Annotated in this window: 9 protein-coding genes and 2 pseudogenes; 6 read left to right on the top strand and 5 right to left on the bottom strand. The window is 73.2% G+C overall.

All coding sequences use genetic code 11. The annotated features are described in order from the left end of the window. Positions 1-540 precede the first annotated feature (540 nt). Together VR44_RS20105 and VR44_RS20100 are read left to right on the top strand one after the other, a co-directional pair. Positions 541-1,659 (top strand): NAD(P)H-dependent flavin oxidoreductase, encoded by a 1,119-nt coding sequence (locus VR44_RS20105; RefSeq protein ID WP_045948937.1) that lies wholly within the window; start codon positions 541-543, stop codon positions 1,657-1,659. 5 nt (positions 1,660-1,664) lie between these two features. After that, positions 1,665-3,218, top strand: coding sequence for an acyl-CoA synthetase (locus tag VR44_RS20100; protein ID WP_045948936.1), 1,554 nt, complete (start codon positions 1,665-1,667; stop codon positions 3,216-3,218). A gap of 19 nt (positions 3,219-3,237) precedes the next feature. On the opposite strand, the gene VR44_RS20095 is transcribed toward VR44_RS20100, so the two are convergent. Then, the gene (locus tag VR44_RS20095) at positions 3,238-3,792 is read right to left on the bottom strand and encodes a DinB family protein (protein WP_045948935.1); all 555 of its coding nucleotides are present in this window, start codon (positions 3,790-3,792) and stop codon (positions 3,238-3,240) included. Positions 3,793-3,943: 151 nt separating this feature from the next. Here VR44_RS20095 and VR44_RS20090 point away from each other — a divergent pair, with 151 nt between their 5' ends. Both VR44_RS20090 and VR44_RS20085 read left to right on the top strand, forming a co-directional pair. Then, positions 3,944-5,047, top strand: a complete 1,104-nt coding sequence (locus VR44_RS20090) for a calcium:cation antiporter (protein ID WP_045948934.1) — start codon at positions 3,944-3,946, stop codon at positions 5,045-5,047. An 85-nt stretch (positions 5,048-5,132) separates the two neighbouring features. Then, positions 5,133-6,651, top strand: a pseudogene (locus VR44_RS20085) (fatty acyl-CoA synthetase). Between the two features lie 55 nt (positions 6,652-6,706). Here the strand turns inward: VR44_RS20085 and VR44_RS20080 are convergent. The 3 genes and pseudogenes from VR44_RS20080 to paaK form a co-directional block, all read right to left on the bottom strand. Then, positions 6,707-7,566 (bottom strand): annotated as a pseudogene (locus VR44_RS20080) (oxidoreductase). Between the two features lie 71 nt (positions 7,567-7,637). After that, positions 7,638-8,492 carry a YhjD/YihY/BrkB family envelope integrity protein gene (locus tag VR44_RS20075; RefSeq protein WP_045948933.1) on the bottom strand — a complete coding sequence of 285 codons (855 nt, stop codon included), beginning with the start codon at positions 8,490-8,492 and terminating at the stop codon, positions 7,638-7,640. A 77-nt stretch (positions 8,493-8,569) separates the two neighbouring features. Beyond that, positions 8,570-9,898 carry a phenylacetate--CoA ligase PaaK gene (gene paaK, locus VR44_RS20070; protein ID WP_045948932.1) on the bottom strand — a complete coding sequence of 443 codons (1,329 nt, stop codon included), beginning with the start codon at positions 9,896-9,898 and terminating at the stop codon, positions 8,570-8,572. A 115-nt stretch (positions 9,899-10,013) separates the two neighbouring features. On the opposite strand from paaK, the gene VR44_RS20065 reads away from it, so the two are divergent. Further along, positions 10,014-10,862 (top strand): alpha/beta fold hydrolase, encoded by an 849-nt coding sequence (locus VR44_RS20065; RefSeq protein ID WP_045948931.1) that lies wholly within the window; start codon positions 10,014-10,016, stop codon positions 10,860-10,862. 115 nt (positions 10,863-10,977) lie between these two features. Here VR44_RS20065 and VR44_RS20060 read toward each other — a convergent pair whose 3' ends face one another. Then, a complete protein-coding gene (locus VR44_RS20060; RefSeq protein ID WP_045948930.1) occupies positions 10,978-12,633 on the bottom strand; it encodes an acyl-CoA synthetase in 1,656 nt (551 codons plus the stop codon). Between the two features lie 174 nt (positions 12,634-12,807). Between VR44_RS20060 and VR44_RS20055 the strand changes: the two genes are divergently transcribed. Continuing rightward, positions 12,808-13,608, top strand: a complete 801-nt coding sequence (locus VR44_RS20055; RefSeq protein WP_045948929.1) for a crotonase/enoyl-CoA hydratase family protein — start codon at positions 12,808-12,810, stop codon at positions 13,606-13,608. Positions 13,609-13,769: the final 161 nt, after the last annotated feature.

Here is a 13,769-nt window from a genome sequence, read left to right as displayed (position 1 = left end):
GTGCCGGCCCCGGTTCCGGCCCCGGTGCCGGCGCGTGTGGTTCCGGCCCCGGTCTCGGCCCCGCTCCCGCTCCCGGCCCCGCTCCCGCTCCCGGCCCCGGTCCCTGCCCCGCTCCCGGCCCCGGTGCCGGCTTGTGCGTTTCCGGCGTCCGGCGTCGATCGGCCCTCCTGTCCGCTCCGAACTGCCCGCCGCGCGCTGCCCTCCGCCGCCGCTCACCGCTCACCGACCGCCGGCCCACGGCCGTTGGCCGTGGGTGTCCGCCGTCGCTCGTCGCTCGTCGTTCACGCCCGTGCCCGCAGCCCACGTGGCCCGTGGCCGCCCGCCCGCCGTCCACCGCCGCCCGCACGGCGACCCGCTCCGCGCCGTCCCTGCCGCGTGGCGGGCGGCGCCGGGTCCGCCGAGCCCGGCGCAGGCGTTCCGCACGCTACTGGGTATCTGCCCCTCCGCCGCGTACCCTCCGCACGGGGCGGGCCGGAAGAATCTGACACTGCATCAGAAAATCTCTTCCCTCGGCCGCCCCGCTGCGGCATCCTCACGCCCATGGAGACGGAGCTCAGCAAGAAACTGGGAGTCGAGCACGCCATCTTCGGGTTCACGCCCTTCCCGGCGGTCGCCGCTGCCATCACCCGCGCGGGCGGGTTCGGCGTCCTCGGGGCGGTCCGCTACACCGCGCCCGACGACCTGAAACGCGACCTCGACTGGATGCAGGCGCACACCGACGGCAAGCCCTACGGCCTCGACGTCGTCATGCCCGCCAAGAAAGCCGTCGACGGCATCAGCGAGGCCGACATCGAGGCGATGATCCCGGCCGCGCACCGCGCCTTCGTCCGCGACACCCTCGCCAAGCACCAGGTACCCGAGCTCGCCGAGGGCGAGGCCTCCGGCTGGCGGATCACCGGCTGGATGGAGCAGGTCGCCCGGAGCCAGCTCGACGTCGCCTTCGACTACCCCATCAAACTCCTGGCGAACGCCCTCGGTTCCCCGCCCGCCGACGTCATCGCCCGCGCCCACGACCACGGGGTCCTCGTCGCCGCCCTCGCCGGCAGCGCCAAGCACGCCCGCCGCCACGCCGCGGCCGGCATCGACATCGTCGTCGCCCAGGGCTACGAGGCCGGCGGCCACACCGGGGACATCGCCACCATGGTCCTGGTCCCGGAGATCGCCGAGGCCGTGGCCCCGCTCCCGGTCCTCGCCGCCGGCGGCATCGGCAGCGGCGAGCAGATCGCCGCAGGACTCGCCCTCGGCGCCCAGGGCGTCTGGCTCGGCTCCCTCTGGCTGACCACCACCGAGGCCGAGCTGCACTCCCGCGCCCTCACCGAGAAGCTCCTCGCCGCCGGCTCCGGCGACACCGTCCGCTCGCGCGCGCTCACCGGCAAACCCGCCCGCCAGCTGCGCACCGAGTGGACCGACGCCTGGGACGACCCGGCCGGACCCGGTGCCCTCCCCATGCCCCTCCAGGGCCTGCTGGTCGCGGAGGCCGTCTCCCGGATCCAGAAGTACGAGGTCCGCCCGCTGCTCGGCACCCCCGTCGGCCAGATCGTCGGCCGGATGAACAGCGAACGCAGCGTTCAGGCCGTCTTCGACGAGCTCACCAGCGGCTTCGAGCGTGCCATCGACCGCATCGACCGCATCGCCGGCCGGCAGCCCCGAGAGGTGTGATCCGCATGAGTGACCAGCCACCCAACGGCTTCTGGGCGCAGGCCGCCGCCGACCCCGGCCGCACCGTGCTCGTCACCCCCGACGGCGAGGAATGGCCGGCCGGACGGCTGCACGCCGACGTCAACCGCCTCGTCCACGGCCTGCGCGCCGCCGGACTGGAGCAGGGCGACGCCTTCGCCGTCGTCCTGCCCAACGGCGTGGAGTTCCTCACCGCCTACCTCGCCGCCTCCCAGGCCGGGTTCTACCTCGTCCCGGTCAACCACCACCTCGTCGGCCCCGAGATCGCCTGGATCGTCTCCGACTCCGGCGCCAAGGTCCTCATCGCCCACGAGCGCTTCGCCGAGGCGGCGACCGCCGCCGCCGACGAGGCCGGACTCCCCGGGGACCACCGCTACGCCGTCGGGAGCGTCCCGGGCTTCCGCCCGTACGCCGAACTCCTCGACGGGCAGAGCGCGGAGCCCCCCGCCGGCCGCACCCTCGGCTGGGTCATGAACTACACCTCCGGCACCACCGGGCGCCCGCGCGGGATCCGCCGCCCGCTGCCCGGCAAACTCCCGGAGGAGACCTACCTCGGCGGGTTCCTCGGCATCTTCGGCATCCGCCCCTTCGACGGCAACGTCCACCTCGTCTGCTCGCCGCTGTACCACACCGCCGTGCTCCAGTTCGCGGGAGCGTCCCTGCACATCGGCCACCCGCTGGTGCTGATGGACAAGTGGGGCCCCGAGGAGATGCTGCGGCTGATCGACCGGCACGCCTGCACGCACACCCACATGGTGCCGACCCAGTTCCACCGCCTCCTGGCCCTCCCGCAGGAGACGAAGGACGCCTACGACGTCTCCTCGATGCGGCACGCCATCCACGGCGCCGCCCCCTGCCCCGACCACGTCAAACGGGCGATGATCGACTGGTGGGGCCGGTGCGTGGAGGAGTACTACGCGGCCAGTGAGGGCGGCGGGGCCTTCGCCACGGCCGAGGACTGGCTGAAGAAACCGGGAACCGTCGGCAGGGCCTGGCCGATCAGCGAACTCGCGATCTTCGACGACGAGGGCAACCGGCTGCCGGCCGGCGAGCTCGGCACCGTCTACCTGAAGATGAACACCGGCGGCTTCAGCTACCACAAGGACGAGGGCAAGACGAAGAAGAACCGGATCGGCGACTTCTTCACCGTCGGCGACCTCGGCCTGCTCGACGAGGAGGGCTACCTCTTCCTCCGCGACCGCAAGATCGACATGATCATCTCGGGCGGGGTGAACATCTACCCGGCCGAGATCGAGTCCGCCCTCCTCACCCATCCGGCGGTCGCCGACGCCGCGGCCTTCGGCATCCCGCACGAGAGCTGGGGCGAGGAGGTCAAGGCCGTCGTCGAACCCGCCGAGGGCTTCGAGGCGGGGGAGGCGCTCGCCGCCGAGATCCTGCGCCACTGCGAGGCGCGGCTCGCCGGCTACAAGCGCCCCAAGTCCGTCGACTTCATCGGGACGATGCCCCGCGACCCCAACGGCAAGCTCTACAAGCGCCGCCTGCGCGACCCCTACTGGGAGGGGCGCGAACGCGCGGTGTGACGGGGCGGGCGCCGCCCCGTCACATGCCGACGGCCCCGTCGATCCGCTCCCGCAGCAGATCGGCGTGGCCGTTGTGCCGTGCGTACTCCTCGATCATGTGGATCAGCACCCACCGCAGCGAGACCTTCCCGCGCCAGGGGGACTCTCCCTCGACGTCCAGGCCGGGGGCCCCGGCGGCGAAACGGTCCGCGAACTCCACCTCTTCGCGCCAGGCCGCCCAGGCCTCGGCCGCGGCCCGCGGACCGGACACCGCACCGTCGAAGTCCCCGTCGGGATCGGCCTCCGAGGAGAAGCGCGGCGTCACGTCCTGCCCGGCCAGCACCCGCCGGAACCACTGCCGCTCCATATCGGCCAGATGACGGACCAGGCCGAGCAGCGAGAGCGTCGACGGCTCCACCGCCCGCCGGGACAGCGACTCCTCCTCCAGCCCCGCGCACTTGAACTCCAGCGTCGCGCGCTGGGCCGCGAGCACGGACAGCAGCATCGGCCGCTCGTCACCCGTCGCCGGGCCCTCGAACCGGCGGTCGCTGCCCGCGGTCTCGACCAGTTCCACTCTTCGCGTACGGATCGTCATGTACGGATCATGTGCCATCCGGGGGCCGGCGGGAAGCCCGGCCCCGAGCCCCGGGAGAACAGGTCCGATATTTCGTGAGAAGTGCCACTCCAGGCCCCAGGACGCGCGCCTTGCGCCGCACCCGGGCGGCCGGTCTGGCAACTTGGCTGACATGAGTACGGCTACGCGCAGATCCCCCCTGACCGACTGGACCGTCCTGGTCCCCGTGGCGGCGCTCGCCGCGCTCGTCCTCAGCTGGGGCCGTGACCTGCCCGGAGCCCTCGTGGGGCTGGTCGCCCTCTGCCTGGCGGGAGCGGTCCTCGCGGCCGTCCACCATGCCGAGGTCGTCGCCCACAGGGTCGGCGAACCCTTCGGCTCCCTCGTCCTCGCCGTCGCCGTCACCGTCATCGAAGTGGCCCTCATCGTCACCCTGATGGCTGACGGCGGCGACAAGACCGCCTCCCTCGCCCGCGACACCGTCTTCGCCGCCGTGATGATCACCTGCAACGGCATCGTCGGCCTGTCCCTGCTCGTGGGCGCCCTGCGCAACCGGGTCGCCGTGTTCAACGCCGAGGGCTCCGGCGCGGCCCTGGCCACCGTCGCGACCCTCGCCACGCTCAGCCTGGTCCTGCCGACCTTCACCACCAGCAAACCCGGCCCCGAGTTCTCCAGCGCCCAGCTGACCTTCGCGGCCGTCGCCTCCCTCGCCCTCTACGGGCTGTTCATCGCCGTCCAGACCGTCCGCCACCGGGACTACTTCCTGCCCGTGGCCACGGAGAACACCCCCGACGGCGAGGAGGAGCACGCCCAACCGCCCACCGCTCGCGCCGCCCTGACCAGCCTCGGCCTGCTCCTCGTCGCCCTCGTCGCGGTCGTCGGCAACGCCAAGGCGGTGTCGCCGACCATCGAGAAGGGCGTCGCCGACGCCGGACTGCCCCACGCCGTCGTCGGCGTGATCATCGCCCTGCTCGTCCTGCTCCCGGAGACCCTCGCCGCCGTCCGGGCCGCCCGCCGCGACCGCGTCCAGACCAGCCTCAACCTGGGCTACGGCTCCGCCATCGCCAGCATCGGCCTGACCATCCCGGCCATCGCCCTCGCCTCCATCTGGCTCAGCGGCCCGCTGCTGCTCGGCCTCGGCCCCACCCACATGGTGCTGCTCACGCTGACCGTGGTGGTCGGCGCCCTCACCCTCGTGCCTGGCCGCGCCACCCTCCTCCAGGGCGGGGTGCACCTCGTCCTGCTCGCCGCCTACCTCTTCCTCGCCGTCAGTCCGTAACACCCGCCGGACCATGGGGACCTCCGGCCGTGGCGGCGATCTTGACTCGGCGGCGCGCCGGGGCGAGGATCGCGCCATGACGGCAGTGACGGCAGTACGGCACCACACGGTCGACGGACTGGTACGGGCCGCGGCCCGGCGGCACCCCGACAGGACGGCCCTCCGCTACCGGCAGTGGACCTGGACGTACGGGGAACTCGACGCGGCGGTCTCCACCGGCGCCGCCGTGCTGCGGGAACGGTACGGGCTGGCCGCGGGCGACCGCGTCGCGGCCTTCGCCCACAACTCCGACGCCTACCTGATCGCCTTCCTCGCCTGCGCCCGGGCCGGGCTCACCCACGTCCCCGTCAATCAGAACCTCACCGGCGAGGACCTCGCGCACATCCTCGGCGACTGCGCGAGCGCCCTGGTACTCGCCGACCCCGGCCTGGCGGACCGGGTCCCCGCCGGACACCCCGTCCGCGCGCTGCGCGACGCCCCCGGCTCCTTCCTGGCGGAGCTGGCCGACCCCCGGCCGCACGAGGCCTCCGCCGATCCGGACGCGGTGGTGCAGCTCCTGTACACCTCGGGGACCACGGCGCTGCCCAAGGGCGCGATGATGACGCACCGGGCACTGGCGCACGAGTACGAGAGCGCCATCGCCGCCCTGGACCTGGCCGAGGGGGACCGCCCCGTCCACTCGCTGCCGCTTTACCACTCGGCGCAGATGCACGTCTTCCTGCTGCCGTACCTGGCGGTGGGCGCGGACAATACCGTCCTGGACGGGCCGGCCGCCGAGGAGATCTTCGACCTGGTGGAGGCGGGCCGGGCGGACAGCCTGTTCGCGCCGCCGACGGTGTGGATCGCGCTGGCCGGCCACCCGCAGTTCGGGCAGCGGGAGCTCGGCGCGCTCCGCAAGGCGTACTACGGGGCCTCGGTCATGCCGGTCCCGGTCCTGGAGCGGCTCCGCGGGAGGCTGCCGGAGCTGGGCTTCTACAACTGCTTCGGGCAGAGCGAGATCGGCCCGCTGGCCACCGTGCTGGGGCCGGACGAACACGAGGGGCGCATGGAGTCCTGCGGGCGGCCGGTGCTGCACGTGGAGGCCAAGGTGGTCGACGAGGACGGCGCCGAGGTCCCCGACGGCACGGCGGGGGAGGTGGTGTACCGATCGCCGCAGCTTGTACCGATCGCCGCAGCTGTGCCTGGGCTACTGGAACGACGCGGAAGCCACCCGCCGGGCCTTCCGGGACGGCTGGTTCCGCTCAGGTGACCTCGCCGTCCGGGACGCCGAGGGGTACTTCACCGTCGTCGACCGGGTCAAGGACGTCATCAACTCCGGCGGGGTCCTGGTCGCCTCCCGGCAGGTGGAGGACGTGCTCTACGCCCATCCGGGGGTGGCCGAGGCGGCGGTCGTGGGGCTGCCCGACGAGCGGTGGATCGAGGCGGTCACGGCCGTCGTCGTCCCGCGCGGAGAGGTCACCGAGGCGGAGCTGATGGCCTACGCCCGCGAGCGGCTAGCCTCCTTCAAGGCCCCCAAGCGGGTGCTGTTCGTGGAGGCCCTGCCGCGCAACGCCAGCGGCAAGATCCTCAAGCGGGAGCTCCGGGACCGCCTCGGCTCCCCCTGACACCCCGCCGGCGCCCGGGCCCGCGGCGTGCGGGACCCGGCCGCCGGCGGACCCGTCAGGCGTCGAAGTCGGTGCCGCGGCTGACGGACTCCCAGGTACGGGCCTCCTCGCGGGCGGCGTCGGCGTGGGCGAGGATCGCGTCGAGGGCGTCGTTGCCCAGGGCCAGCCGCAGCGGGGTCTCCTCCGCGTCCAGCGCGGCCAGGATCGCGGCGGCGGCCTTGACCGGGTCACCGGGCTGCTTGCCGTCACTGTCGGGCAGCCCGGTGCGCACCGCGCCGACGGTGTCCGCGTAGGCGGGCAGGACGGTGGCCGACTGCTGGAGCGCGGCGCCGCCCGCGAAGCCCGTACGGAAGGCCCCGGGCTCCACGATCAGCGTCTTGATCCCGAAGGGTGCGAGCTCCCCCCGCAGGGCCTCGGTCAGGCCCTCCAGGGCGAACTTCGTCGCCGAATAGGCGCCCACGCCCGGGAAGGACAGCCGGCCGCCCATGCTGCTCATCTGCACGATCGCCCCCGACTTGCGCTCCCGCATGTGCGGCAGCGCGGCGCGGATCAGCGCCGCCGGACCGAAGAAGTGCAGCTCCATCAGATCGCGCAGCTCGGCGTCGGAGGTCTCCTCGACCGCTCCGATCAGACCCCGGCCGGCGTTGTTGACGAGGACGTCGATCCGGCCGAACCGGTCCACGGTCTCGGCGACGACCCCTTCGGCGCGCGCCGTGTCCGTCACGTCCGCCGCGACCGGGACCAGCCGCTCCGGGTGGGCGGCCGCCAGGTCGCGTCGAGCGCGGCGGGCCGGCGGGCCGCCGCGACGACCGTGTCACCGGCCGCCAGCGCGGCCTCCGCCAGGGTCCGTCCGAAGCCCGAGGAGGCCCCGGTGATCAGCCATACGCGTCCGGTGGCGAGATCCTGTGCAGACATCAATCCCCCTGATATCAAACGGTGTTGTGGGTGTTACGGGCGTGATCCTGCCATGTTCGCGCCCGCCGGGCTCAGTCCTGTCCCGGATCATGAGAAGGAACCTCGCCGGAGCCGAGGACTCCGCCGGACCGCAGCCGCCGCAGGGTGAGGTGCTCGTGGACCAGACGGCCCATCAGCGCCCCGCCGTAGACCACGAATCCGACACCGACCAGCCAGGACTGGACGACCAGAAGGGTGCCGAACGGGCCGTAGGTGACCGCGTTCGAGGCGATCAGCGGGGAGAACACCAGCTGCGAGAAGACCCGCAGGCCCAGTAGGCCGACACTGGTCGCCACCGCTCCGGGGAACAGCGCGGCCCAGCGCACCCGGCCGCCCAGCAGCAGCCGCCCCGAGCTCCAGAAGAACAGGCAGGTGCCGACCAGGTCGCTGATGGTGCCCAAGACGGCCCCCGCTTTTTTTACGGGGGGAGCCGGGATCTCGACGAGCAGCGCCAGGTAGCAGACCAGCAGGGCCAGCCACACCACATGCCGCCACATGGTGTGCCAGCGGGCCGTCGGCAGGTCCCACACCTTCTCGTAGCCGGTCTGCACGGCGGAGCCGAAGGTCAGCCCGAACACCGCCAGGGCCGCCAGCCCGAAGGCCGTCGTCCGCTCCAGCGCCACGTCCGCGGCACCGAACAGCAGCTCGACCTTGGCCCGGGAGGACGCGGTGACCCCGAGTGCCTGGCCCAGCCAGCGGCCGAAGCCCGAACCGCTGCCCGGCGCGGCCGCCGCCACGACCACCAGCAGGGGCACGAGGGTGAGGAAGCCGAGGGCGGCGAAGCCCATCGCCCGGTGCATCAGCTCGATCTCACGGCCACGGCTCCAGGCCAGCCCGGCGGGGGAGGCCAGGAGCCGGTCGTGCAGGCGCCGGAGGAACGAGATCACACCCCATCCCCTACCCGGGCCGGCCCGGCGGGTCCCGGAAGCCGCGCCGAAGTGGGGCCGAAGGGGTGGCACCGGTCTCAGTGTTCCTCCGGGCCCTCCCCGGTCTCGCGCAGGTCCTTGATCCGCTTGATCTTGCCGACCGAGCGCTCCAGGGTCTCCGGCTCCACCACCTCCACCCCGACGGACACCCCGACGCCCTCCTTGACCGCCCGCCCCAGCTCGGCGGCCGCCGCTCTGCGCTGCCCGGCATCGGACTCCCGGCGCGCCTCCACCCGTACGGTGAGGGCGTCCATCCGCCCCTCCCGGGTCAGCCGCAGCTGGAAGTGCGGGGCCAGGGCCGGGATGCGCAGGAGTATCTCCTCGATCTGGGTCGGGTAGAGGTTCACCCCGCGCAGGATGATCATGTCGTCACTGCGGCCCGTCACCTTCTCCATCCGGCGGAAGGCGGGCCGGGCCGTCCCCGGCAGCAGCCGGGTCAGGTCCCGGGTGCGGTAGCGGATCAGCGGCATGGCCTCCTTGGTGAGGGAGGTGAACACCAGCTCGCCGAACTCGCCGTCCGGCAGCACCGCCCCGGTCAGCGGGTCGATCACCTCCGGGTAGAAGTGGTCCTCCCAGATGTGCAGCCCGTCCTTGTGCGAGGCGAACTCCTGCGCCACGCCCGGCCCCATCACCTCCGAAAGGCCGTAGATGTCGACGGCGTCGATGCCCAGCCGGTCCTCGATCTCCCGGCGCATCTCCTCGGTCCACGGCTCCGCGCCGAACACCCCCGTCCGCAGGGAGGTCGAGCGGGGGTCGATGCCCTGGCGCTCCATCTCGTCGAGCAGGGTGAGCATGTAGGAGGGGGTCACCATGACGACCTCCGGCCGGAGGTCCTGGATCAGTCTGACCTGGCGGTCCGTCATGCCCCCGGAGGCGGGGACGACCGTACATCCCAGCCGCTCCGCCCCGTAGTGGGCGCCGAGGCCGCCCGTGAACAGGCCGTACCCGTACGCGATGTGCACGATCTGCCCGGGCCGGGCGCCCGCGGCGCGCAGCGACCGCGCGACGACATCCGCCCAGGCGGCGAGGTCCCCGTCGGTGTAGCCCACCACCGTGGGCCGGCCGGTGGTACCGCTGGAGGCGTGCAGCCGGCGGACGTCGGCGCGGGGGACGGCGAACATCCCGAAGGGGTACTGGGCGCGCAGGTCGGCCTTGGTTGTCAGCGGGAAGAGCGCCAGGTCGGCCAGGGAGCGGCAGTCGTCGGGGTGCACCCCCGCCTTGTCGAAGGCCTCGCGGTAGAAGGGCACGCGGTCGTAGACCCGGTGGAGTGTCGCCCGCAGCCGCTTGAGCTGGAGCGCCGCCAGCTCGTCGGGGCCGAGCCGCTCCGCCTCGTCGCCGAGATCGTCGTCTTCCGTGTACGCCGCCATTGCCGTCACCTCACCCAGGAGCAACCCGTCCTACCGAACGTTCATTCGGTAGATTGCCGGACCCCGACCCGCAAATCAATGACTCGAACGAGTGATCGTCTGTTGGGATGGCCCCATGCATGTATTCACCACATATGACGGAACCGAACTCGCCTACCACGTCCAGGGTGACGGCGAACCGCTGGTCTGCCTGCCCGGCGGGGCCATGCGGGCCTCCCGCTACCTCGGCGACCTCGGCGGGCTGGCCGGCCGGCGGCGGCTGATCCGGCTCGACCTGCGCGGCACGGGCGACTCCGCGACACCGGCGGACGAGGCCACCTACCGGGTCGACCACCAGGTGGCCGACGTGGAGGCGCTCCGCCTCCACCTGGGCCTGGAGCGCATGGACCTCCTCGGCCACTCGGCGGCCGGCAACCTCGCCATGCTGTACGCGGCCGCGCACCCCGAACGGGTGGGCCGCCTCGTCCTGGTCACCCCCACCCCGTGGGCGGTGGGCCTCGCGATGACTCCCGAACACTGGCTGGGCGCGGCCCGGCTGAGGGCGGGCGCCGAGCCGTACGACACGGCGATCGAGGCCCTCGGAAGGCTCCTCGCGGGATCGGCCGCCGACGGGGACAGGGACCTCGCCGCCCCGCTCTTCCACGGGCGCTGGGACCACGCCGCCCGGGCCCTCCACGCGGCCGGGGCGGCGGAGCGCAACGACAGGGCCTCGATGGCCTTCGCCGCCGACGGGGCCTTCGACCCGCCCGCCACCCGGGCCGCCCTGGAGCGGTTCCCGCGGGAGGTGCTGGTCCTGGCGGGCGAGCTGGACGGCGGCCCGACGCCGGAGCTCGCGGCGGAACTGGCGCGGCTCTTCCCCGCCGGGGTCCTGGACGTCCAGCCCGCCGCCGCCCACTTCCCCTGGCTGGACGACGCCCCCCGCTTCGCGTCCCGCGTCGAACGCTTCCTGGCCACGGGGGCCTGACGCGGCCCCCGCGCCCGGGGCCCGTGCGGGGTCCCGGCGCCCCGGCCGACGGGGCTCCACGCCGGCGGGGGTGAGCCCGCGGGCCGGTGACGGCCGACGGGTTCGAGGGGAACGCTCAGGCCCCCGCGTCGGCCTCGGTGGCCACCGCCTTCGCCCAGCGGTAGTCCGCCTTGCCGCTCGGCGAGCGCTGGACGGCGGGGGTGATCACCAGCTGGCGGGGGATCTTGTACCCCGCCAGCCGGGTCCGGCAGTGCCGCTGGATCTCCTCCAGCGAGGGCTCCGGCGCGCCCGCCCGTACCTGCACCACCGCCGCGACGTGGCTGCCCCAGGTCGGGTCCGGAACACCCGCGACCAGGACGTCGTACACGTCCGGATGGGACTTCAGGGCCTGCTCGACCTCCTCCGGGTACACCTTCTCGCCCCCGGTGTTGATGCACTGCGAACCGCGCCCGAGGACGGTCACGATGCCCTCCTCGTCGACCGTCGCCATGTCGCCCAGCAGCACCCACCGCTCGGAGCCCTTCCGGAAGAAGGTCTCCGCCGTCTTCACCGGGTCGTTGTAGTAGCCCAGCGGAACGTGTCCGCGCTGCGCGAGCCGCCCCGGCACGCCCACCGCCACCGGCTCGTGCGTCACCGGATCCACGACCTGGGTACGGTCGTTGACCTGGAGCCGGAAGCCCTTCTCCGGGCCGGAGTCGTCGCCCTTCTCCGGGCCGGAGTCGTCCGTGGCCCGTCCGTTCGAACCCGACTCGGAGGAACCGAAGTTGTTGAGCAGCACCACGTTCGGCACCAGCCGCTGGAACTCCGCGCGGACGGACTCCGACATGATCGCCCCCGAAGAGGAGACGCTGAACAGCGAGGAGAGGTCCGTCCCCTTCAGCGGCCCGTTCAGTGCGTCGATCAGCGGCCGGAGCATCGCGTCGCCTACCAGCGACACGCTCGACACCCGCTCCTTCTCGATGGTGCGCAGCACCTCCTCCGGCGCGTACTTGCGGTGGATCACCACCCGCTGCCCGTAGTTGAAGGCGATGAACGAGGTCAGGGTGGACGTGCCGTGCATCAGCGGGGGAGCGGGGAAGAAGGTGAGGCCGGCGCCGCGGGCCGCGACCCGCTCCGCCAGCTCCTCGGGCCGCTTGACGGGCTCGCCCGAGGGTTCCCCGCCGAACAGCCCGGCGAAGAACAGGTCTTCGGCCCGCCACATCACGCCCTTGGGCATGCCGGTCGTGCCGCCGGTGTAGATGATGAACAGGTCGTCGGGGCTGCGCGGCGGGAACCCGCGCTCCGGGGAGCCGGCCGCCTCGGCGTCCCCGTACGCCACCGGCACGATCGCCGGCTCCGGCGCGCCCGGGGGCGTGGCGCCGACCCGGATCAGGTGGCGCAGCCGCGGGGTCTGGGGGAGCGCGGCCGCGACCCGTTCGGTGAACTCGCCCTCGAAGACGAGGGCGGCGAGGTCGGCGTCGTTGTAGAGGTAGACCAGCTCCTCCTCCACGTAACGGTAGTTGACGTTCACCGGGACCAGACGCGCCTTGAGGCAGGCCAGGACGGTCTGCAGGTACTCGACGCCGTTGTAGAGGTGCAGCCCCACGTGCTCCCCGGGCAGCAGGCCGCTGTCGGTCAGGTGGTGCGCGACGCGGTTCGCGGCCGCGTCCAGCTCCGCGTACGTCAGGCGGCGCTCGGCGCCGGTCCCGGGGTGGTCCACGTACACCAGCGCCTCGCGGTCGGGGACCACGTCCACGACCGACTCGAACAGGTCGGCAAGGTTGTACTCCACCGTTCCTCCTCCTGACCCGGACCGGGCGGCCGGTCTGCTCGGCGGTCATTAGAGCGTCGCCCGGCGCAACTGGGAAGGGCGCACACCAAGAAAACTGACTAGGCGTCAGAAAACCCTTGTACTGCACCCTGCCCTCCTGCAACCTGTTCTAGGTCTCGAGACGGGAGGACGGCAATGGGTGGGACGGAACACCTCACCGTGGACCGCCAGGGCGCCACGCTGGTGCTCACCATGAACAGGCCGGAGGCGAAGAACGCGCTCTCGCTTCCGCTGCTGGTGGGGTTGTACGACGGCTGGCTGGAGGCGGACGCGGACGACGGGATCCGCTCGGTGGTCCTCACCGGCGCGGGCGGGGACTTCTGCGCCGGCATGGACCTCAAGGCGCTGGCCGGGAAGGGCATGGCGGGCGACCAGTACCGCGACCGCCTCAAGGCCGACCCCGACCTCCACTGGAAGGCGATGCTCCGCCACCACCGGCCGCGCAAGCCGGTGATCGCTGCGGTGGAGGGCTACTGCGTGGCGGGCGGCACCGAGATCCTCCAGGGGACCGACATCCGGGTCGCCGGGGCCGGGGCCACGTTCGGGCTGTTCGAGGTCAGGCGGGGGCTGTTCCCGATCGGCGGCTCCACGGTACGGCTGCCCCGGCAGATCCCGCGCACGCACGCGCTGGAGATGCTGCTGACCGGGCGCCCCTACTCGGCGGAGGAGGCGGCGCGGATCGGGCTCGTGGGGCGGGTGGTGCCGGAGGGGACGGCGCTGGAGGCGGCCCTGGAGATCGCCGAACGGATCAACGCGTGCGGGCCGCTGGCCGTCGAGGCGGTGAAGGCCTCCGTCTACGAGACCGCCGGGATGACGGAGGCGGAAGGGCTGGCCGCCGAACTGGTGCGGGGCTGGCCGGTCTTCGACACCGCCGACGCGAAGGAGGGGGCGCGGGCCTTCGCGGAGCGGCGTCCGCCGGTCTACCGGCGCGCCTGACGGTTCCCTCACGGGGCTCGGCGTCCCCGCGGGGCCGTTCCCCCACCCGCCCTTCCCCCGTTCCCCGGGACTCCGCCCCGGCCCCTCGGGGCTCCGCCCCGGAAGCCCCGGGACCCCCCTGAACCTCGGGGCCCTGCCCCCCGGGCTGCGCTCCCCGGGGG

The sequence above is a fragment of the Streptomyces katrae genome (assembly GCF_000966975.1).
Classification (GTDB): Bacteria; Actinomycetota; Actinomycetes; order Streptomycetales; family Streptomycetaceae; genus Streptomyces; species Streptomyces katrae.
The sequence above is the reverse complement of the archived record's forward strand: the minus strand, read 5'-3'. Positions and strand labels throughout refer to the sequence as shown.